At 58.5% G+C, this 21,810-nt stretch carries 18 protein-coding genes and 1 pseudogene; 7 read left to right on the forward strand and 12 right to left on the reverse strand.

Annotation, left to right across the window (positions count from 1 at the left end; all coding sequences use genetic code 11):
* The first annotated feature begins 1,485 nt into the window (after nt 1-1,485).
* Nucleotides 1,486-1,692 (forward strand): cold-shock protein, encoded by a 207-nt coding sequence (locus tag XH88_RS06665; RefSeq protein ID WP_271614612.1) that lies wholly within the window; start codon nt 1,486-1,488, stop codon nt 1,690-1,692.
* Nucleotides 1,693-2,428: 736 nt separating this feature from the next.
* On the opposite strand, the gene XH88_RS06670 is transcribed toward XH88_RS06665, so the two are convergent.
* The 8 genes from XH88_RS06670 to XH88_RS06705 all read right to left on the reverse strand — a co-directional run bounded on the left by XH88_RS06670 (nt 2,429) and on the right by XH88_RS06705 (nt 11,620).
* Complete coding sequence (locus XH88_RS06670; RefSeq protein WP_271614613.1) at nt 2,429-3,997, reverse strand: porin; 1,569 nt, start codon at nt 3,995-3,997, stop codon at nt 2,429-2,431.
* Between the two features lie 1,271 nt (nt 3,998-5,268).
* Nucleotides 5,269-6,096, reverse strand: coding sequence for an ABC transporter permease (locus tag XH88_RS06675; protein ID WP_442868418.1), 828 nt, complete (start codon nt 6,094-6,096; stop codon nt 5,269-5,271).
* Nucleotides 6,097-6,147: 51 nt separating this feature from the next.
* Complete coding sequence (locus tag XH88_RS06680) at nt 6,148-7,080, reverse strand: ABC transporter permease (RefSeq protein WP_271614614.1); 933 nt, start codon at nt 7,078-7,080, stop codon at nt 6,148-6,150.
* A complete protein-coding gene (locus tag XH88_RS06685) occupies nt 7,080-8,078 on the reverse strand; it encodes an ABC transporter ATP-binding protein (protein WP_271614615.1) in 999 nt (332 codons plus the stop codon). Before XH88_RS06685 ends, XH88_RS06680 begins: the two co-directional genes overlap by 1 nt.
* Nucleotides 8,075-9,061 carry an ABC transporter ATP-binding protein gene (locus XH88_RS06690; RefSeq protein WP_271614616.1) on the reverse strand — a complete coding sequence of 329 codons (987 nt, stop codon included), beginning with the start codon at nt 9,059-9,061 and terminating at the stop codon, nt 8,075-8,077. The genes XH88_RS06685 and XH88_RS06690 overlap by 4 nt, the downstream gene beginning before the upstream one ends.
* A 23-nt stretch (nt 9,062-9,084) precedes the next feature.
* Nucleotides 9,085-9,570: a hypothetical protein gene (locus tag XH88_RS06695; RefSeq protein ID WP_271614617.1), complete on the reverse strand. Its 486-nt coding sequence runs from the start codon at nt 9,568-9,570 to the stop codon at nt 9,085-9,087.
* An 82-nt stretch (nt 9,571-9,652) separates the two neighbouring features.
* The gene (locus XH88_RS06700; protein WP_271614618.1) at nt 9,653-11,233 is read right to left on the reverse strand and encodes an ABC transporter substrate-binding protein; all 1,581 of its coding nucleotides are present in this window, start codon (nt 11,231-11,233) and stop codon (nt 9,653-9,655) included.
* Between the two features lie 102 nt (nt 11,234-11,335).
* Entirely contained in the window at nt 11,336-11,620 is a 285-nt protein-coding gene (locus XH88_RS06705) for a hypothetical protein (RefSeq protein ID WP_271614619.1), read from the reverse strand.
* Between the two features lie 23 nt (nt 11,621-11,643).
* On the opposite strand from XH88_RS06705, the gene XH88_RS06710 reads away from it, so the two are divergent.
* The 3 genes from XH88_RS06710 to XH88_RS06720 all read left to right on the forward strand — a co-directional run bounded on the left by XH88_RS06710 (nt 11,644) and on the right by XH88_RS06720 (nt 15,000).
* Nucleotides 11,644-12,843, forward strand: coding sequence for a pyridoxal phosphate-dependent aminotransferase (locus XH88_RS06710; protein ID WP_271614620.1), 1,200 nt, complete (start codon nt 11,644-11,646; stop codon nt 12,841-12,843).
* 11 nt (nt 12,844-12,854) lie between these two features.
* Complete coding sequence (locus XH88_RS06715; protein ID WP_271614621.1) at nt 12,855-13,724, forward strand: isocitrate lyase/phosphoenolpyruvate mutase family protein; 870 nt, start codon at nt 12,855-12,857, stop codon at nt 13,722-13,724.
* Between the two features lie 370 nt (nt 13,725-14,094).
* Nucleotides 14,095-15,000: a LysR family transcriptional regulator gene (locus XH88_RS06720; protein ID WP_271614622.1), complete on the forward strand. Its 906-nt coding sequence runs from the start codon at nt 14,095-14,097 to the stop codon at nt 14,998-15,000.
* A gap of 139 nt (nt 15,001-15,139) precedes the next feature.
* Here the strand turns inward: XH88_RS06720 and XH88_RS06725 are convergent, their stop codons facing one another.
* The 3 genes from XH88_RS06725 to XH88_RS06735 form a co-directional block, all read right to left on the reverse strand.
* The gene (locus XH88_RS06725) at nt 15,140-15,658 is read right to left on the reverse strand and encodes a DUF2285 domain-containing protein (protein ID WP_271614634.1); all 519 of its coding nucleotides are present in this window, start codon (nt 15,656-15,658) and stop codon (nt 15,140-15,142) included.
* Between the two features lie 216 nt (nt 15,659-15,874).
* On the reverse strand, nt 15,875-16,012 hold the full coding sequence (locus XH88_RS06730) for a transcriptional regulator domain-containing protein (RefSeq protein ID WP_271614623.1): 138 nt from the start codon (nt 16,010-16,012) through the stop codon (nt 15,875-15,877).
* Between the two features lie 170 nt (nt 16,013-16,182).
* Nucleotides 16,183-16,461, reverse strand: a complete 279-nt coding sequence (locus XH88_RS06735; RefSeq protein ID WP_271614624.1) for a DNA -binding domain-containing protein — start codon at nt 16,459-16,461, stop codon at nt 16,183-16,185.
* Nucleotides 16,462-16,918: 457 nt separating this feature from the next.
* Between XH88_RS06735 and XH88_RS06740 the strand changes: the two genes are divergently transcribed.
* The gene (locus tag XH88_RS06740) at nt 16,919-17,200 is read left to right on the forward strand and encodes a helix-turn-helix domain-containing protein (protein WP_271614625.1); all 282 of its coding nucleotides are present in this window, start codon (nt 16,919-16,921) and stop codon (nt 17,198-17,200) included.
* Nucleotides 17,201-17,959: 759 nt separating this feature from the next.
* Nucleotides 17,960-18,217: a hypothetical protein gene (locus tag XH88_RS06745; protein ID WP_271614626.1), complete on the forward strand. Its 258-nt coding sequence runs from the start codon at nt 17,960-17,962 to the stop codon at nt 18,215-18,217.
* Between the two features lie 314 nt (nt 18,218-18,531).
* Here XH88_RS06745 and XH88_RS06750 read toward each other — a convergent pair whose 3' ends face one another.
* A complete protein-coding gene (locus XH88_RS06750) occupies nt 18,532-20,067 on the reverse strand; it encodes an aspartate aminotransferase family protein (protein ID WP_271614627.1) in 1,536 nt (511 codons plus the stop codon).
* A gap of 261 nt (nt 20,068-20,328) precedes the next feature.
* Between XH88_RS06750 and XH88_RS06755 the strand changes: the two are divergent.
* A pseudogene (locus XH88_RS06755) lies at nt 20,329-21,519 on the forward strand (IS701 family transposase); the annotation flags it as partial.
* Nucleotides 21,520-21,810: the final 291 nt, after the last annotated feature.

The raw sequence follows: 21,810 nt of genomic DNA on the forward strand, positions 1-21,810 counted from the left end.
TGGGTTTCGACCATCGCGGCCTCGATTTTTGCAGATGCCGCCGCAGACTTGGCCAATCGCCGCAATCGCGCAACGGTGACGGCGTGCATCGGGCTCGAGCGAGGTCGATCACAGAGGTAAAGTCATACGCGAGCCACTGCGTTGATGCGAAGATTGGAGGACGCGAACTCGGACCCGATCCACGCCATGAACTGAGAGCCATCATCGCGTAAGCCATACCTGCACTCCTGAGCAATCGACGAGATTCTCCCCTTCAAAGCACATGCCAACTGCGACAGCTTGATTATAGATGCTTGCTCGTCCAAGCGGACGCCTGCGGATCGACAGCATGTCGCGAATAGGACAATCGGCATTGCACGCTCCAGCCCCTGAAGGCGGCGATGCGACCACACGATGAGTGGCGATTTCATCGGTGATGAAGATCTGGGATTATGAAGATCTTGCGGGATGATTCGTCACGAGCTCTGTACACTCTCGCCTGATCGCGACTGAATCACGGACATCGATATGTAGTCACATATCAAGAGCAGCGCAGCCTCGATCCCAGTGTCGGCGCATTGCAAAATGAAGTGGTCTCGGCATTGGGTCAGAAGGCAGGAAGCCATGGACGTCAATGGTGACTTTCCGTCCCGTGGTCTTGCGCAAATTTGTCCAGTTCGTCCACAGCGGACACATTCCGCTCGGCGGCTGCAGCCCTTTCTTCCATCTGTTTTGGTGAGGGCATGCGCCAGCTTGCAGGTCGATCGCGCGAGAACATAACAGGGACAGCTAGTCGACTCCCGATCGGCAGTTTTGTGGGCGGCGAGCGGCACAGTGCGATCCGAGCTGCGAGGGCACATGAAAGTGGCGAATCCGAAGGCTGCATATGGACTACAATAATTTGCCCCCTTTGTTCGCCTCACCCGGCAAGGTTTCCGTTTGAAAAGCGATGATGTGCGCTAGCCGGTCTTGGGTAGCGCCGGTATTGTTGTGTTTTCATTGAATTTTTGCGCGCGCAAGTGAGCTTTCAGCTGTCCATACTGAAGATAATAGCCGGGCAACCGGGCGGCCGAGCCAGGCTTGAACTCGTCAAACAGCACTTGGCCATTTTTTAAACCAGCGGCCCCGAGTGGCAGGAGCGCATGAAGCGCATCGCGAGCCGCGGGCCGCGGGCCGAACCTCGATATCTTCGGACAAAAGCTCATCGACCGGGAAGTGGGATACTGGACCATCACTGAGGAGGGACGGAATTTCCTTGACGCCCTCGAGAAGCTAGATCGATGTGTGACGCAAAGCCGGCCCGCGGCACAGGCCGAGGAGCCAGCTGGCGATGAGCGACCGCCATTGCTGGCTGCGCCGCCACGACCAATCGCCCGCAGGAACCGTCCTCGGCGAAAACGATTGTGGACGCGTGAGGGGCGCTCAGCGTGAGATGTACCTATCGCGCGCACGTCCTTACAGGCACCCCTTCGATGAGACCGCGCACGTTCAGTTTGGAGATATGCAATGGCAATGGGGACTGTGAAGTGGTTCAACGCGGCCAAGGGTTACGGCTTCATCCAGCCGGAAGACGGAGGAACTGACGTTTTCGTCCACGTCAGCGCGGTTGAGAAGGCCGGCTACACCAATCTCGCGGAAGGCCTTCGGGTCAGCTATGAGCTGATGGCAGATCGTTCGGGCAAGATGAGCGCCGAAAATCTGCGCATCAGCTGATCGACTTGCCCAGCGGAACCTGCCGGGTTCTTTAGCGTTCTGAAATCGCCTCTGGCTTGCGCAGGAAGCATCGACACGGCTTCAGCACATCCCCCGGTGCCCCTGCGGGCGGTTTCCTGTCCGACGGACGACCAGCGCTGTCATCCGCATCTGAGCGCCGTGCAAGGCGCGTATCGGGATCGCATTCTCAAATAGACATTCCAGCGAGGGAACGGGACAAATCTCTCGGCTGCTTCAACGCGTTCAAACAAACGCGATGCCGAGCCGCTTGCGGTCGACTCCGCTGGGCCATGCGCCAGCACGCGGTGACAGGAAATGAGCCGGTCCACCTCAGTGTCCTCAATTTGTGTCTTGAGGATCCTGATCTCGGCCTTCGGACTGGAGAGAGCACAGCAATCGGGCGATCCCCGCTCGAGCCGCGGACCGGGTGGATTGCCGCCCCAATAAATAACCCCTTGAGTTCAGTTCGAGGCCCCCTGGTCCGTTTTCAATCAACATTCAACAGTTGCGGCCTGCAATCCATAAACTGGCGCACTCGATCTCCCAAGTGCCTTCGGTGTCTCGCCGTTCAGATTGAAGCCTTTATCTGCGCAAAAGGACCGGGCGTGCCCCCTCTGACCAAGAGTTGCCATACATGTAGGAGGCCCTCGGCGGGCATGCCGAAGGCCTCCTTGGAGGTTAATGTGGATCCATAGAGCCGTTTCTTTTCTCCTTATCGCTGGTGTTTGGCAGAGACTCACCAGTTGCGCTGAGCTCGGAGCAGCAGTGTCAGCGTGCTCTGATCCTTTAGCTCGTACGTCGCAGCTGGTTTGGCGACAGCCGAAAGCAGCGGTAATGTTACCGTGCTTCCGCTCGCGTATTTTTGGTCGAGCATGGTGTAGGCGAGGTCGGCCGTAAAGGTCAGATTCCTGATCGGGGTCCAGCGCGTGACGAGGCCAACAGCCCCGTAATTGAAGTCGGGATTACAGCCAGCCATGCCGCTCGAAAGCGCAAGTCCCGCAACGAACGCACCGCAGATATAGCCCTTGGCGGTGCTTCCATGCCGAACGGCTGCCCACGCGCCATAAACGGCCGTATTCCACTGTGGATCCCAATTGTGGGTGTAGCCACCACGAAAGCCGTAGGTCGTGGTCAACTCCTGACCGGCGCCCGCAACGAACACGGAGTCGGACAGACCGGCCAGGCCGACGCTCTGGTAGCCGCTAGCCAGGCCCGTACCGCCATACATCGCGTACGTGGTCGACATCAGGTCATTGAAGTTGTAGCGGGTCGCACCATTCGTATAGGCGGCGGACAAGTTGATTGTGTCACCTATCCCTGTCGGGATGTTTTTGAGTGATAAGGCCAACTGAGCAGCCCAGCCCCATTTGTCGCCTGGATGGCCGGTGGTTTCGTCAACGCCGTAATAGGCCGCATGGTTATCATGCGCAGCAAGCGACGCCTGAAAGAGGCCCCAGGCCTGATCGATGCGGGCCATCGCGATAAGGTCAGGAGATCGCGACGCGCCGATGTCGTTGGCGCCGTACGCCCCCGTCGCGAGGCCGGCAGCCGTGGCGCCGCTCACGTTCCAGATATTGGTTGTATCATAAACGACTTGATCCTGGGCCGAGAGCGACGCTGTGATGCCTTGGCCGAAATCGGCGGTATAGGTCAACTGGTTCACGCCAGTGACCCAGCCGCCGCCACCGGGTAGATCGTCATATTCGTTCGCCGGATAGTTGGTCCAAGGCGCGGAGAACTGCGAGACCGCCTTTCCCACGGTAAAGCCGGCGAACTGGATAAACGCGGAGTAGACGCCGAGCGATCCCTGTGCGATCGCTCCACTGCCCTGTCCTCCGGACACAGCTGCGTTATAGGTGGTTGCGCCTGCGACCTCGCCTGACCCGGCCCCGGTATAGCCACCCGAGGTCCAGCTGAACACGCCTTGGAAGAAGGTGCGAACCGCTCCGTACTCGGTCGCAGTCCGCGTGTCGATGCTCAAGCTCTCCCGCGACCGCCAGGTGTAGGAATTGCTCAGGCGATTTCGAGCTCCCGCAACACCATTAGCAGCGGGGTCAAAGTCACTGTTGCTGTTCAACACCAAGTCAGCCCGCAGATAACCACCCAGCTTCATGCACGTGTCCGTGCCCGGAATGTAGTAGAAGCCGGCGCCATAGAGCGCGCAAACCCTCACGTACTCGATCGCTTTGGACTTGGCGGGAAGATCGGCTGCTTGTGCAGCTTCCAACGCGAATAAGCTTGCCGCTGACGTCAGTACAAGTCGTTTGATCGTTCGATGTGGAGAGCTCAAATTTGAGAATGTCATTGCCCTATCCTCTTGGTCAGAACTTGTGCGGGCGAGGCTGTATCGTTGGGACGCAAACATTCGGTGACAGACATCAAATCGTGCGATGAGGCGTTCTGATTTGATGATGGAATTCTAAGAAAACGCGATCGGCTCAAGAAACAGGCGCAATATTGATCGCGGGTCGACGCCCAAAGTGACCCAAGAAAATCCGTTGAGAGCTTGACGGAGCTTTCTGGCTCCTCGTTTTGCGTTCGTGATGCAGCACCTCAGCGGATAGAATGTGGGCACAATGCATCTGCAGCTAAAATCTCAGCCACTTTTGTCGCGTTTGCGCGCCTATAGCGCCGAGATGGCTCGATCAGAGCTAAGCTGCGTTAGGCCGACACTTGATGTGGGTCTATGGAGTTGACATGGTGCTTTATTATTGCCGGCCGCGCTGAATGCCAAAGGAACGACCTTGAAGCCGAGCCGATCGTCGATCAGGTCACACAGAGTGAGCGCCGCAGGTGGGCGGTCACCGGAAATCGGCTCATTAAAAATCAGCCGGAAAGTGCGCAAAGTTCGACTCTTTTTCCCAGCCGACTTCCGGCCAGTAATGAGCTTGAGACAGGCAGTCCACGATCAAATCGCCAAACGCGACCTTTTCGTCGTTGAGTAGTCAGGTCTTAAGTACGGCGTAGACTCAGTCAAACATGCACGCGCGAGACTCGATATAAATTCACGCCCACGAGCACCGATCGTAAGTCGCGCTACAAGCCTAGCGTCCCGGCTCGGGTCAACTTCCCGATCCCGCGACCAGCGCGATCCGTATCCTCTCTCGTGTTCCGAGCAGAGAGAGAGAAGCGCCGCCATTGACCCGTCAGCCGCAGATTCAAGATCAGGAATTCAAAGTGATGCTCGCGCGGAGCGACCCATCGTCAGGTGCCGATATTTATTCTTGAGCTCATCATCAAGCCCGCATGCAGCAGACAGAAGATTATGGCCTGCTCTGAAGTTTCGTCTTCACGACCAAGAGCGCGCGGTGTACGTCACCGCATGATTAGCTCATGCAGCCGATCGGTGATATCGCCACACTCGCGGACGTTGGCACACAGCTTGATGTATCGACTAGCAACAGCTCAAATGCCCAGCTGGTCCATCAACCCAGCCGCTGGGGCCTCGCTGCGGATGTCGGCTCCGGGGAACGAGGTGCCCTTCCCTATTCGAATGCGGCGGCTGCGGAATCGGCGCAGCTAGTCGAGAGGCAGGATGTCGCGGGCTGACGGATCGACAGCAGGGTTCTGGAGGACTCATGATAATGTCTTGTCGATCCGCTCGCGCAGCCAATCGCCGACGAGCGAAATTGACAAAGTCGTGAGCGAGATGACCAGCGAAGGGAGCGCAAGGATCCAGGGAGCACGGGTCAGATAGTCACGTCCATAGCCGACCATATTGCCAAGCGACGTAAGAGGCGGCTGCACTCCAAGTCCAAGAAAGCTAAGACCGCTCTCGAGCAGAATGATGTCCGGAAACGCGAGCGTCATGGTGACGATCAAGGTCGACGCGATGTTCGGCATGATGTGGCGCAGGTAGACGCGCCATGGCCCTGCGCCAAGCTGGCGTACGGCGATCACATAGGCATGCTCGTTGGCACTCATCGCAAGCGCGCGGGTGACGCGGGCGTAGCGTTCCCATCCGTGCAGACCAATGAGCCCCACGAAGAGGAGCAGAGAGTTGCCGAAGAAGGCAAGCACTGCGAGTGCCAAAACGAGAAACGGCATGCTTGCCTGGAAATCAATACAACCGAGGATGACCTGCTCTACCCAGCCGCGGAAGTGAGCGGCCAATATGCCAAGCGTGATCCCAAGGACGGCGCCTATCAACGTCGCCCCGAAGGCGATAAGGAGGCTGATGCGGATCGATATAGCCAGGCGCGACAGCACGTCCCGGCCGAGCTCATCCGAACCGAAGGGATGCGCGATGGTTCCGCCGAGGCCAAGAGGTGCAGCAAGGCGATGATGAAGGTCGAGGGCTGCATAGTCATAAGGGGCGAGGCGATCAGCAAAGATTGCGACAAGAAGCATGAGGCCTAGCCAGGCAACCGCTATTCCGATCGCGCGGTCGCGCCACCACCACATTCCGCGCATACTCGAAGACGGCAGAACTTTTTCTGCGGAGATGCTCGACACTTATCGCCTCCCAGAGCGCAAGTCGCGCAAACGTGGATCGAGCATGCCATAGAGCAGATCGACCGTGACATTGGTGGTAATCATGGCGGCAGCTACGACGAGCATGATGCACTGGACGACAGCCAAATCACGACTCGCAACTGAGACGACCAGGAGGCTACCAATGCCTGGCCACGAAAAAACGCTTTCGACGAGCACGGTTCCCGCGATGAGATTGCCAACCATGAAGCCGACGATTGTCAGCACCGCTATGGCCGCGTTCGGCAGAGCGTGGCCGGTCACGACGCGGGGCCAAGGCACACCCTTGGCGCTGGCCGCACGAATATAGGGCTGCCCAAGCACCTCGAGCATGGCGCTGCGGCTGAAACGCGCCAAAACGGCCGCGCCCCCCAGACCGAGCGTGATGACAGGCAGCACCAAATGCTGCCAACCGCCGGCGCCGCCCGAGGGGAACCAGGGAAGCTCGACCGCGAAAGCCAGTACGAACACGAGGCCAAGCACGAAGGATGGCACGGTGAAGCCCACGACCGCGACCATCATCACCAATCGATCCGCGATGCTATCTCGTTTGAGAGCCGCGTAGATGCCGGCCGGAATGCCGATCAACAGATTGAGGATCAGCGCCGGCGCAGTCAGCATCAGCGTGACAGGAATGCGCTCCGCGACGACGGCGATCGCGGAACGCCCATCACGCATCGATTGGCCGAGATCTCCATGAACGACCGCAAAGAGGTATCTGGTGTATTGCACCCAGAGTGGCGCATCGAGCCCCCAGGCCTTTCGGAAGGCCTCGACCGCTTCCGCCGGGGTTTCCGGCGACAGCAACGCGCGGGCCGGATCGCCAGAGGCGCGCAGCACCACGAATGCGAATGTGACCACAACTCCGACGGTCAGCAACGCGCGCGCCAAGCGGGCCGCTATGAAGCGAACCATCATGCCTCCTTGTCGAGTTGGGCGCCATGATCGCCGACCAGATGGCAGGCGACGCGGCGCCCGTCAGGAGCGGATCTGAGCTCTGGGGCGAACCGCGCGCAAAGTGGAAGCGCGACCGGACAGCGAGGATGGAATGCACACCCGCCCGGTCGCGCAGCCGGATCGGGCGGATCTCCTTGCAGGATCGCGCGAGACCGATGTCTCCCCGGCCTGGGCACCGCGGAAACCAGCGCCCGCGAGTAAGGATGCAAAGGATCCAGAAGAACCGCCTCAGAGGCGCCTTCCTCGACGATGGCGCCGAGATACATCACAGCGATCCGATCGCTGATCAGCCGGACTACTCGCAAATCATGGCTGATGAAGATCATCGCCATGTGCCGCCGCTCCTGCAGCTCGCGTAGAAGATTGATCACTTGCGCCTGGATCGAGACGTCGAGCGCCGATACTGGCTCGTCGCAGACAATGAGATCTGGATCGGTCGCAAGAGCACGAGCCAGGACGGCACGCTGGCGCTGGCCGCCTGAAAGCTCGTGCGGATAGCGCCGGAGGTGATCGGTCCTGAGCCCCACATCCGCGAGAAGCGCATTGACCCGCCCGTCTCGTTCCGACTTGCTGCCAAGCCGATGAATGTCGATTGGCTCGGCCATTTGCGCGCCGATCGTCAGGCGGGGATCGAGCGCAGCTAGCGGATCCTGAAACACCATTTGGATTCGCATCCTGAGCCGGCGCCATCGAATATCGCCCATAGCAGGCAAAGCTTCTCCGCCGAAGGTCACCGTGCCGGCATCCGGTCGGTCCAGGCCGATCAGGAGCCGGCCCGTAGTGGACTTACCGCAGCCCGATTCGCCAACCAGTCCGAGCGTTTCGCCGCGCGCCAGCCGCAGAGAGAGCCCATTGACCGCGTGGACCATCGCTGGACGGTGGAAAAGGCCGTGTCGCAAGCGATAACGGCGGACAAGCCCATCGGCTTTTAGGATCGGCGGAGCAGTCCCGGTCATGCAGCCGCGACCTCGCCCGCGGGCGGTTCGCTCGTGACATGCAAGCAGGCGGCTCTGTGCCTGATGTCGCCATCCACCGAGGCGAGCTCAATCGCCCATTCACTGCAGCGTCCGATCCGCCGATCGCAACGAGGGGCGAAAGGACAGCCTGGCGGAAAATCGGCTGCGTTCGGCACGACACCCGGAATGGCGAAGAGGCGTTGCGGCGGCGCATCCAGACTTGGAAGAGCCGCAATAAGGCCTGTCGTATATGGATGAGCGGAATGCTCAAAAAGACGGTCGGCGGGCAATTCTTCGACGATGCGCCCCCCATAAAGAACCATGACGCGTTCACAGATTTCGCTGACGACGCCGAGATCATGCGAGATCAGGACCAGCGCCATGCCTGTCTCGCGTTGGATCTGCCGCAGAAGCTCAAGGATCTGCGCTTGAATGGTGACGTCCAAGGCGGTGGTAGGTTCATCAGCGATCAAGATATCGGGCTGCCCTGCGAGAGCCATGGCAATCATGACGCGCTGGTTCTGCCCGCCGGATAATTCGTGGGGATAGGCGCCAAGGCGGCGCGCTGCATCGGGGATGCCGACCTGGTCGAGCAGACGTCGCGCTTCGACAAGCGTCGTGCGGCGGTCCATGCTGCGATGGAGGCGAAGGGCTTCAGAGATCTGATCGCCCACCGTGCGAACAGGATTAAGCGCGCTCGCCGGATCCTGGAAGATCATGGCGATCTGCCCGCCGCGCACCTTGTCGAGGCGAGAGGCTGGCGCATGGAGCAGCTCCTCTCCGGCCAGGCGTACGCTGCCCGTGATTTTAGCGCGCGGCGTCAGCAGTCCGAGCGCAGCAAGCCATGTCACGGATTTGCCGCAACCGCTTTCGCCGACCATGCCCAGCGACTCGCCACGCCGTAGAGTGAGATCGATTCCGCGCAGCGTCGGCACACCGTCGAACGCCACACGCAAACCCGCGATCTGAAGAAGCGCCTCCATGGAAGGTCCCTGCCCTTCCCGCATCATAGGCATTGCACCAGCTCGGCTGGAACGGCGCCCTTGCCACGGCAGGAGAGAAACGATGCTACAGCGTCATCCTGGGGTGGCAACTCCGCCGACATTCGGCGATCAGCGGCAAGCGGGCCTACCCAGTGGCACAATTGCGCGACAGGTGTGCGCGCGCGCCTGGAACTGCTGGCATCGACAACGTCTGCAAAGGAGCACGAATGCTCCCCAAATGAGATCGTACCATGCGCCTCGGAACGACCGATGTTCGTGCAGCTTTCACACATGGGCCGGGCAGCCCCGACAGTCTTGACCTCGCATCCGATCACAAGGCGCTCCTTCACTCGCCGGCGCGCTGTCAGATCGTCGGTCGCCTGGCTTCGATGAATGCGGCGCAGCGTCCGCGCCTTCCAGGCGGCGCGGCGCTCCCCATGGATCGTCCGCGAGACTTTGAACAGGATTGCAAGATCGCCAGTGGCGAGGTTGTCGTCAAACCAGGTCATCGCCAAGACCTCTGGCCGAGGGCTAGCTCCAAGGGGGGATTGCTATCGCACAATGGTCGGTTCAAGGTGTGCCTCATCGCGATCAGGTCCGGATCAGAGCCCTGTTGAACGGGCCGAAATTGAGATCGAGCGTCAGCCCCGGCAGCCACGGTACGTCGCGACGCTTGCCATAGAACTGGCCCGACACGTGCAGGATCACGCAAGGCGGATCGATCTCGTTGATGATCTCGAGCATGCGACGGATGATCGGCCGGCGCTGTTCGCCCTGGACGGTGTCCTGGAGCTTGGCGCCGAGCGCGAAATATTCCTCGTTCCTCCAGATTCCAATTGACTTTGGCAGGGTGCCGCTCGGACCGTATTCACGCCAGGGATGGCCGAGATGATCCAGAAAGAGTGCCGTATTGGACGTATCAAAGATGGCACGCACCGGCTGGCGCTGAATTTGCGCGAAGTTTTCCATCATCTGAAGTTTGACGTTCAGGCCAACCGCACGCCACATCTCGATCATGGTCTGCGCGCCAGAGACCTGATTGGGGTAGTAATTGTTGAGCAGACGATACGTGATCTGCTCTCCCTTGTAGCCCGCTTCGGCCAGCAGCTCCTTTGCTTTGTCGGGATCATAGGCAAGCGAGGGGAACTCGTGGATGTAGCCTTCGCCGTAGCTCGGCAACTGGTAACCGTTCGGAATCGGGAGCCGGTCCTCCCACAAGCTCCGCACGATCAGCTTGCGGTCGAGCGCAAGGCTCATTGCACGGCGAACACGCGCATCCTTCAGAAGGGGGTCGGTTTGATCGAAGACGAGCGAGCGGATATTCTGCACGGCACCACCCACGACCTCGAGATCAGCACGCTTCTGGATGCCCGCGAACTGGTCCGGCGGAATGTCAGTGGCGATGTCGAGCTCGCTGGCGAGCAAGCCGTTCACGCGCGCGGAAAGTTCGGGTATGATGCGGTATTCGATGCCATCGAACGGCGGCCGCCCGCCCCAATACGCATCGTGGGCGGTCAACGAGATACGAATATCGAGCTTGTGATCGACGAGCTTATAGGGACCGCTTCCGACAGGGGCTGTGATCCAGCGCTCCCACGAGCCCGCCGCCACGAAGGCGCGCTGGCTGACGATCTCCGATCCCCAAGCAGCCAGACGTTGCTCCAGGAGCGCGTCACCGCCCTTTGCATGCGCAATGACGGTGTAAGGATCGACAATTTCGACCTTCTCAAGCCGATCAAGCGACTGAAGCGCCTCGGACATCCCGCTGCGTCCGGGTCCCAGCAGGTGGTCAGGACCAAGGCTAAAGGCAACATCTTCGGCCGTCAAAGGCGTTCCGTCATGGAAAACCACTCCCTTGCGCAAGAACAGCCGCAACGACTGCGCATTGATCCGCTCCCAACGCTCAGCCAAGCTGGGCCGTAGCGCCATGTCATGGGCGTGGTCGAAGGTGATCAGCGTATCAAAAAGCTGCGGCATGACCCGGCGAATGGCAGTATCGGTCGCGATGACCGGGTCGAAGGATCGCGGAAATCCGGACATGCCGACCCGAAGGCGCCGACGCGTCAATGTCTTAGGCTCGCCCTCCGCAGCGCCGGCGCCTGTGCTGGCGAACACGCTTGCGGTAACGGCGCCTGCAATGGCTTGCCGTCTCGTCAGATCAATACGGGTCATCACCGCCTCCGGTTCACTTCCATTGATGCGAATGCCACAACCGTGAATTCTTAAGATCGGCACGGCCCTTGGCGGACCACCGAAAATTGCCGCTGATGTCAGTCAGGCATATTCACGATTGTGCACGACCTTAAGAACCCGAACTGCTACGGCAGGATGACGTTCATCGAATAAGTCGATGTAAGCTTGCGAACATGCGATGGTCGGCGATCCCGGGCAGGCTGATGAAGAGGAAACGGTGCGAGGCAACGCACTGCGCGAGCGCCCAACAGAGCCGCACGAAGAAGCAATACAATTATCGCAATCTTCGATGATTTTATCCAAAGCCGCGATCACCCGGTTCGTTTGGCCGTTCGCGTTCGGATAGATCCCCACGAGACTGCTCATTCGAACTCATAGGATATTGTGTCTTGTCTCTGGTTTCAGAACGGCTCAAGGTCGTCCGCCCCTCTCAAACCAAGGTCATGACGGCTCGCGCCGCCGAGCTGCGCGATCAGGGCGCCGATGTGATTACGCTCAGCCAGGGCGAGCCGGATTTCGACACGCCGTCCGCTATCTGTGAAGCTGGCATCCGGGCAATCCGCAACGGACAGACGAAATACACGGCGATCCCCGGAATCAAGTCACTGCGGGAAGCGATTCGCGAGAGCCTGCGTCGCGATCATGGGCTCGACTACGGCATTGACCAGATCACGGTCGGCTGCGGCGCCAAGCAGGTTGTGTTCAACGCACTCTTCGCCAGTCTCGATCCGGGCGACGAGGTTGTGATCCCGACGCCGTGCTGGGTCTCCTATCCCGACATGGTGGCCCTGGCCGGCGGCAAGCCGGTGCTCGTCGCCTGCCATGAATTCGAAGGCTTCAAGCTGCGCCCCGAGGCGCTGAAGAAGGCGATCACACCGCGCACCAAATGGTTGATGCTGAATTCCCCATGCAATCCGACCGGTGCGGTTTACAGCCGAAGTGATTTGCTAGCGCTTGCCGCGGTGTTGCGCGAGCATGCCCAAGTGCACGTGCTATCCGACGACATCTATGAAAAGCTCACCTATGATGCCGACTTCGCAACGATGAGCGCAGTCGCGCCGGACCTCTACGAGCGCACCTTATTAGTCAACGGCGTATCCAAGGCAGACGCAATGACGGGCTGGCGGGTCGGTTACGGTGCAGGACCTCTGGCGCTGATCAAGGCCATGAACCTCATCCAGGGCCAGACCTCCTCGCACACCAGCTCGATTTCTCAATACGCCGCGCTCGAGGCGCTGTCAGGAAGGCGGGGCCATATCAAAGAGTTCGTGCGCGCGTTTTTGGAGCGACGCGATCTTGTCGTCGCCAAGCTGAATCGGGCCAAGGGGCTTTCTTGCGGTGTACCGGACGGCGCTTTTTATGTTTTCCCCTCCTGCGCGGGTGTCGTCGGCAAGCGCACGCCAGAGGGCAAGGTGATCGAAAGCGACACCGACTTTGCCATGTATTTGCTTGATGCTTTCGCCGTGGCTGTCGTGCCGGGCAGCGGCTTCATGGCATCACCCTATATCCGGATTTCCTATGCTTCCTCGCTCGAGGAGCTCACCCGGGCTTGCGACCGTATCATCGCAGCCTGCGCGACCCTGTCCTGAAAGATCTTCTGATGTCCCCCAAAAGCCTGCGCGCCCGCATCGCCGAGACCGGCCTGGTCCACATCATGGCCGCCCACAGCCCGTTTTCAGCTATCCTCGCGGAAGAAGCTGGATTTGATGGACTATGGGCGTCCGGCTTCGAGCTGTCAGCGCTTTATGGGCTGCTGGACATGAGCCTGATTTCGATGACACAGCATCTGGACATGCTGCGGGCGATCGCCGGACGCACGAGGCTGCCGATTGTCGCCGACATCGATACGGGCTATGGCAATGCGATCAACGTCATTCACTCTATCACGGAATATGAGCGGGCCGGCGCCAGCGCCGTTGTCATCGAGGACAAGACTTTTCCAAAAGTGACGAGCCTTGTTGCCGACGGCCGTCAGGAGCTGTTGCGCATTGAAGAATTCCAGGGAAAGATGGAGGCGGCCATCACGGCAAGATCGGATCCGGATTTCCTCGTCATTGCCCGCACCGAAGCGTTGATCGCGAGCCTCGGCGAAGCGGAGGCCTTGCATCGGGCATACGCTTATGCGGAGGCTGGCGCGGACATGATTCTGATCCATTCGAAAAGGAAGGCTCCTTGCGAAATCGAAAGCTTTTCGCGCGCCTGGACCGGATCGGTTCCGCTGGTGATCGTACCAAATGCCTACCCTGAGCTCGACGCCAAGCGGGTCAAAACTCTGGGCAATGTTTGCATGATGATCTATGGCAACTACGGCATCCGTGCTGCCGCAACCGCCATGCAGGAGACTTTCCGCCGGATCATCGCAGACGGCGGCGTCCAGAACGTCTACAAGGATATTGTGCCGGTGGATGAGATTTTCAGGATCCAGAATATGCGCGAGGTTAAGGCGGCTGAAGCTCGCTTCCTTCGCTGAACGCTGCGATTGATGCCTAAAGTCGGGCGCCGGCACTCAGCAGCGAGTCCTGCCCGGGCGCAATCCTGACGCTGTCGGCAAGATAGCGGGCCTGTCATCTAGACAGCCCGAAATGTCGATTGCGACATCAGCGACCGGTCACCCTTGCTGACACCTGGAGATCCACCTCTTAAAAAGACGTAGAAAGCAATCGACGTCGTTCGCGGGCCCGGACGCACGGACCATACCGAGAAGGCGGATTTTGTGCGCGAGATATCGTTTATACGCGGTAATCCGGCTATACACATCGAATAATGTGATGGAGCATTCATGACTGGCAATGGGCCGCCGTGACAATCAGCGGACAATCCAGAAGCTACCGGAGCAGAAGATGGCCGCCCAAAACGATGACGTGCCTCTCAATGCTATCCGGGCGTTTGTGACCATTGCGCGCGAGGGAAGTGTAACGCGTGCAGCGAGCTCATTGGGAACGACACAGAGCTCGGTCAGTCGTTATTTGGCTGTGTTACAAGACTACTTCGGTACGGATCTTGTACAACGGCGAGGCCGGCGGAGCGAATTGACAGAATTCGGGAGGCTCTTCGCGAACGCCGTTGCCGAACCGCTCGACACAGTGTGTTTCACCGCGAAGAGAATGCGGCGTAAAAGCCGAACGGACGCTAATCGAATCGTGGTCCGCACGTCTCTTTCCACCTTCGCATACTCCTTTCTGATTCCAAATCTCCAGGCGTTCTCTGCTGAGATGGGCGGCATAGTCGTCGACGTGATCAGTTCATTGTCTCCGCCGAGATCCTCCGACAATTTCGACATCTTGCTTACTCGCGATCTTTGTGTCGTTGAACCGGCCGACGATTGGGCAATCCACAATGAGACGCTCGTATGCGTAGGCTCGCCAAATCATGTCATGGGAAAAACGCTCGCAACTGCCCGTTCGATGCCAATTCTGAACATCACATCGCGGCCGGACATACTGCCCACATGGCTCAGGGCCATGAACCTGACCGCAAAGGACATCAAGTCGGGGGCGCGATACGATCATAATTACCTTGCTTTGCCGGCCGTCATAACCGGGAAATGCCTGCTGGTAGCCCCTGAAATCATTGTCAGCGATCTCGTGCGCACGGGGACGCTCCATGTGATACCGGGCTCGCGTACTCCAAGCGGCATGCAGTATCGGGCCTATGCGGTGGACCGAAGTGACAATCCCGAAGTCGCTCGTGCCTTTTGCCGATGGGTCGCTCGGCTCTGTAAAAAGGCCGTAATTCCGGAAGCCTAACCGCGTATCGGTGCTAGCAGAAGTTCGATCGATGCTTTGAATATTGCAAGCGCGTCCAATTGCACATGCAGACCGTTCCCGATCGACGGCGAGACTCGCTTTTTTGGCGAGTACCGCGGCCAAGCCGCAGTCCAGAACGCTAACCGCGCCCGCCAGAACCCTTTCCGCCTTCAAACCGGGCAACTACAATCGTCTGAGATATCCGGACCGTACCATCGATATAAAAACGTCGGGCCCCCTCGCCCCTGTCTTTGCGGTTACGACGGAGCAATGCGCGATAGTCGCCTCGCATGAGACGCAGTCCCGTCTGAACTAGGCAAATGGTCCGGTTGCGGGGTCTGTTCTTTAAGCCGCGATCGGGAGTACGATGCTTGCCGAAGAGACCTTGCGCGATCTCGCGATAGCTATTTCCTTTCAGCGACCCATCGACTGCACGGAGGCAAGGGTGAGCCGATGACGCGTCAGGATTGGCGGCGCCAGAGGAGGTGGTCCAATGGGCCGCCGTTCGAGTGCCAGCGAAAGTCGATGAGCTGCCCGAAAACGAACCTCGAAATTGCGGGTCGAGCGGCAGGTCGACAGCAACCGATGAGGCGCCCGATGGAAGTTCGCTTAGCCACACGGACGCTTCGCTCCTCCCAGCGCCACGATGGCATGCCATCCATCCAGCGCGCAACGAAGCTCCCTGCCCGCTAGCTTGCTGAAATCCAGATCGTACGGTTGGGACGCCGTCGAGCCGACAGCCGCGCGCACGGACAGCACGGTCGACAGCACTTCAGGCGCTCAGAAAATGGCTTGTTGCTCGAACGTCTCTTGCGGATTAGCTGCAAAAAGACAGCCCCCACTGCTGTCGGACGTGGTCCGCCATCGCGACGGATCATTCGCTGGCGGTCAGGGCCATATAGTCCTTTTGGTACTCGCAATTGCGGCGCAGCCACTCCCAAGCTAGGTCCGCAGCTTCTGCTTTCCTGGCATCAGGATAGGCTTCCTTTGATTTCCAGCCTGCACCCGGCATCGTACTACTCTCCCCGTATGTTTTTAACGCATGCAAAGGAATTGCAGGCCGAGAAATGCGACTATTTCTGATTGTCAGATGCAAATATTCGCTCTTTATGCAGTTCCGCGATGGGACGATCTAGTTTTGCGATCGGACATCAACAGAAGTGACGCCCTTTTCAAATGCATTCATTCCTCACTCTTCGACCAACCGCGCTGCAGGAGATGGCGAAAGCCCTGACGCGCCGCCCACTTGGCGCGAGCCAGATGACTTTCAAAACTACCGCGGGCCCGATCCGGATCAAGGGTGGGATCAATACCAAGCACAATGCGCGCAACTTCACGCCAATCAGCGTTATCGGCCTCGGCATCCAGGAGACGCATATAGGTGACGGCATGTTGCTCGTCATACGGCGTGAGCTGGGGCCCGTTAGGCGCGGAATCTGCGATCTTGGGATCGGGCGGCACTGCCTGAAAGTCCTACCAGATTGAGAAGCATCGATTGAAGCGAGGTAGCCGTGTTCAGAGCCTCTTCGTAGAGAACCGATTGTCGCGGTCTGCAGGAACAGTCCTTGCCAAAGCCAATTCGTGGCTTGCACCGCCCGTTCCGTTCCCTTCGATTCGCTCGCTCGGACCGCCGCCAGAATGCATTGATCGCGGTCCGTTACGCAGGGCGCGATCAGCAGAACTGCCGTACTGCGTGCGGTCGTCGTCGGCCCGAACCAAGAGATCGACCTCGGATGTTTCTCTGCATAACTCGTCGGCATTGGCTCGCCCGTCGCGACATAACGACGCCTGGATCCAGTACCAGCTCTTTCACTTAGCTTACGCGCGGACTCTGCTCATCTGTATTCGAGGCGAACCTACCGCAATAGGCAGGTTATAGCCAGTGGTTTGATGGCCGTCAGAATGGCTGCTTTAGCGCATGAAAGCTCGTGCGCTTGTCGCTTGGAATGTGCGCCGGATCCGCGTAGATCGCGGTATTTCGCAAGAGGGGTTGGCCTACGATGCACGGGTTGACCGCTCCTATTTGGGCGGTATCGAGCAGCAATCGGAGAACCCGACAATCGATATTCTCGAGCGCATCGCAAAAACGCTTGATGTTGATTTGTCTGAATTCTTTCTTCAACCACCCAAAGGTGCGGCGCCGCCAAAGACCTTGCGTAAGGGTCGCAAGCCGGTGCGTTCACGTCGAAAAACCAAATAGTACTCCTCGACGACGGGGTTTATGCTTGCTGCCCAAGCGACAAATATCAATGATCGCAATTGCCGCAAACGGCGGCAGGGCACATTTCCTCGTTTCGAGCGAAGGTGAAAGCGATCTTTCTTACTAGGATTGGTAGCGGGAGTCGCTTCGTGCTTGCTGTAGACTTAGCCATCGAGATCGATGACCGGTTCGCGGCTAAGGTGCCGTAATCGGTGACCGCGATGAGCAACAATCGTGCCAGATGACTACAATCGAGAGGGCCCTTAAAAAAGGGAACGAATACCGCCGTTCATTAATCGCGATCTAAGAACGGAGCTGCAGATGCCAAATCCGATAGGTACTCCATTCATCCCACCAGCACACAAGATATCTCGACGGTGCGTCGCGGAACCGGTCGCGCCTGGAGGCGCCAAGCGAGCTTGGCTGACAATCCCGATGGCAATGACGTCGTTTATGCTCAGCTGCGCTGCGGCGGCGAACGTTCGGCGTAGTGCTCGTTGCACATCATGAGCCCAAGGAAAGTGCGGAAGTAATCAGAAGCGGCAGCATAGCGCCGTGCTGCTTGAAGCGAGCGGACAACTCATAGGCGGGGACACTAAGCGAGCCGTTCCGGCTCTCTCTCCCAGCCGAAAACGGGGATGGTCTCGGGCACCAAAACACGTAGTCAATTGGTCCGCTCGTGCTCTGCAGCGAACGAATTTCATGAAAGGGTGCGGTGATCTCCAAACGCCGAAGCCCCAAACTCATGGGCATGTGGTCATGAAGCTCGCCGAATTTCCTTCCGGACGCCGCAAGAGCTCGACCGTCTTTGTTGGCAAGAATCGTTTTGGCAACTGGGTCGTCCGCGAACAGAATGGTCATTTTGGTGGCCTGTTCGCGAGCCGCGCGCAAGCGCTCAAATATGCACTCTGTGAGAATGGCCAACATCCAGAAGCTATCCTGGAGGTATCTCGCGAGATCGAACTTGTTTTTACCACAACCAGCACGAATCGTGGTCCTAATAAATCGGCGCAATGACGAACGTTAAGCGAAAACGGACCGCCATGCTCTTATGTACGCATGCAAAGTGGCTGTTGGACTGTCACGAGCAGCGAAAACATGGACGTCGGTCTTGCGCCAAGAGGACGGGGACCAAATCGGATCTTCCGTGGACGCTATCGCCACGCAGATTTACCCATGCCATATCCTCAAGGAATTCTGAACATCTTTCTGCAAGGCCGCCAGGACCCCCGGCCCTTAACTGAAAGCTGTCGATATCGGCCCATTGATTGCATATCAACAATCATCATGCCGAAAAGCACTGCTGACACAGTGCGTTCATTTGCCTACCGTTATCGGCCGAAAATGTCTTCACGGCTATCGAGAAAGCCCGCGAACACCTCCACGATGAACTCAGCGTCGGCGCGCGTCATCGGTGTCGAGATCGATGCGGCAGCACCATACGGCAGGATGATGCCGTTATTCGCAAAGAAGCGTACAAGCTCCTTCATTCGATCTGCGCCGGCAGACGTGAGATAGGCCTCGCGGTATTCATTCGGGGTTTGCGCCTTCGGATGGATACGAAACAGTGAGGCGGCTCCGGTCACACACAGCGGCGCGTCCCTGGCTGAGATAGCTCGACGAATCCCGTCCCGGACAATGTCTCCAAGAATCTCAAGATGTGCAAAAGCCGCTTGATCCAGATGCCGCATTGCGGACAGCCCCGCTGTCATGGATAGTGGATTGGCGGAGAACGTACCGCCTTGCGGAAGCAGCGGCCGACCCGCTGAGGCATCGAATACCTTCATTACGTCCTCGCGACCGCCGATTGCTCCAATCGGCAAACCGCCACCGATGATCTTGCCCATCGTGATGAGGTCCGGAACAAGGCCGTAACGTGCGGAAGCACCCTCGAAACTCTGCCTAAGATTGAGGACCTCATCAGCAATCACCAGAATGCCGTTCTTGCGGGCAGATTCCTGCACCGCGGCCATGAATTCAGGCTTTGGCGCAACGAGGCCACCGCGGCTCGGCATCGGATCCAGAATGATGGCGGCAAGATCGTGCGCATTTGATGATATCGAGCGGCGCGCCCCTTCAACATCATTGAACCGGAACACAACTACTTCGTCGAGCACCCTCGCAGGCATCCCGCGATAGAAGGCTGTAGACTTGGGCTCGATGGCGTCCCCCCAATTGTCGGGTGTCGCCGCTTGACTGACCTCGACCCAGTCATAGGCGCCATGGTAGGCGCCCTCGAGCTTGGCAATCTTCGTTCGTCCGGTGAAAGCCCGCGCAGCTTTGATCGCGAACAGCACGGCTTCAGTTCCCGTATTGACAAAGCGAACACGATCAACCTGCGGAATGCGGCCGCAAAGTAGTTCAGCGAGTTCGATCTCCCTCTCCGTCGGATTTGCGAAGCAGGTGCCGCGCTGGAGCTGATGCGTTAGCGCTTCCACCACGGGCCTGAAGGCATGTCCATGGATCAACGTCGTAAAGTTGCAATTAAGATCGAGAAACCAGCGGCCATCAACATCGAACAGATAGCTGCCCATCCCACGCTCGATATAGAGTGGAGTTGGATCTCGCTCAATCGTTACTCGCGAGGTACCATCTGGGAAGACCTTTTGGGCCCGGACAAAGTTTTCGTTGGATCGCCCAGCGCTCAGCAATCCAGGCGAAATATTCGAACCTGCAATCTCCCCGCTCACAATGTTCTCCTCGATTCTTTGCCAATATTGCTGAGCGGGGCAACCAACAACCGTCGCCGCACCACAACTTTCGGCCTTGCTGTTCGGCTTCCGGGCGTGTCGGAGGGTCTCTGGAGTGACATCGAGCCAAATTGAGCCAATTTGAGCAGCCCGGCGAGCTGAAAATCGCCAGACCATCTTCCTTGTTCCGCATGAACCTCTACTGGATTGCGGGGAGTGTCATCACTTAATGTGCGGCAGACTCTATAGGTGCCCTCAGGTTAGTTAGCTACACGATAGCCTTGTACAGCGAGATGCTAATTGACCGTACACACCAATAATACATCGAGATACTACCTACTTTGGTGAGAATAATGGCTTCGACGATTTGAGAGCGCTCACGCCACGAAGCTAGTCTAGCATTACATTTTCTGTGGGCTTCTAAATCCATGGGCAACCATGATTCGAAGATCGTGGACACGGACAGCGTCGATTGAAGAAACGCTTGCGCTATGGGCTGCGTCGCTTCGTGAGGTGAAGAAGCGGATACGTCCGTTGTTCGGGCAGGAACGCGTTGCGAGAACCGCAGGCCTTTTTCTGGAAGGTCTGCTCGGCGACGAGCCACGCAAGACGGGCTGGATGCGGGCGGAGGCAGCTGGCGATCCTGGTCCATGGCGGCAGCAGGCGATCCTGGGTCGCAGGGATTGGGATGCTGATGCCTTGCGCGACATCGTGCGCGATTATGTCATCGAGCATTTGGCGGATGACGATGCGGTCGTTGTCATCGACGAGACTGCATTTCTCAAACAGGGCAAGGCGTCGTGCGGCGTAGCGCGGCAATACACTGGTTCGGCAGGCAAGATCACGAACTGCCAGATCGGCGTCTTCGCTAGTTACGTTTCGCGTCATGGCCATGCGTTCATCGATCGCGCGTTGTATCTTCCCAAGGATTGGATCGACGATCCAGATCGTTTGGAAGCCACACACGTGCCTGCCGCCACGGGCTTTGCGACTAAACCAAAGCTTGCGACTAAAATGATCGCACGCGCGATAGCTGCGGATGTGCCATTCAAGTGGGTGGCTGCTGACACGGTTTATGGCGTTGGAGATATCGAACAGCAACTACGGGAGGCAGGCAAAGGCTATGTGCTCGGGGTCAGCAGCACTCATGTGTTCCGATCCTGGGGCAAGCGACGAGCCGTCTCTGGCACCGCCGCGGACATCGCATCGACGCGGCGTTCATCCGACTGGAAGCGCCTGTCGTCAGGGGACGGAACCAAAGGACCGAGGCTGCATGATTGGTGCTATCTCGAACTGGCCGATCTCGATGCCGACCAGTTCAACAACGCAAATGACGGCCTGTGGACCCGCGGTCTGCTGATCCGTCGTCGCATCGCAGATGGTGACCTGGCCTTCTTCACCACCTGGTGCCCAGCAGGAACAGTCATCGAAACGCTGGTCGCGGTCGAAGGCCATCGCTGGGCGATCGAGGACAGTTTTGAGACCGCCAAAAACGAGTTCGGGCTCGATCACAACGAGAGCCGATCCTGGCACGGTTGGCATCGCCACGTATCTATGGTGATGCTCGCCTTCGCGATGATGGCGGTAATTCGCCATCATGCCAATCTGCCGCAGCCAAAAAAACGCAGCGCCGAACCAGGCCAAAACAAAACCTCTCGCTGCCTCGTCATTGATCCGATGGTCAATCCAGGAAATTCGCCGCATCGCCATTAGGCTTGCTCGAAAGCGGATCCAACCCGCCCACACAATCGCATGGTCACTCTGGCGCAGAGCTCACCAGGCGATCGCCCAGCGCGCCCACCTCAAAGCAAAACGACAACTGTAATGCTAGCATTACAGTTGCAATTTTTTCCTGAGATGGGCTTTGCGCGCGTTGGCCTGATGGCACCTACGCCAAGACGACCATGCGAGGATATGGGC

Source organism: Bradyrhizobium sp. CCBAU 51627 (assembly GCF_028128765.1).
GTDB lineage: Bacteria > Pseudomonadota > Alphaproteobacteria > Rhizobiales > Xanthobacteraceae > Bradyrhizobium.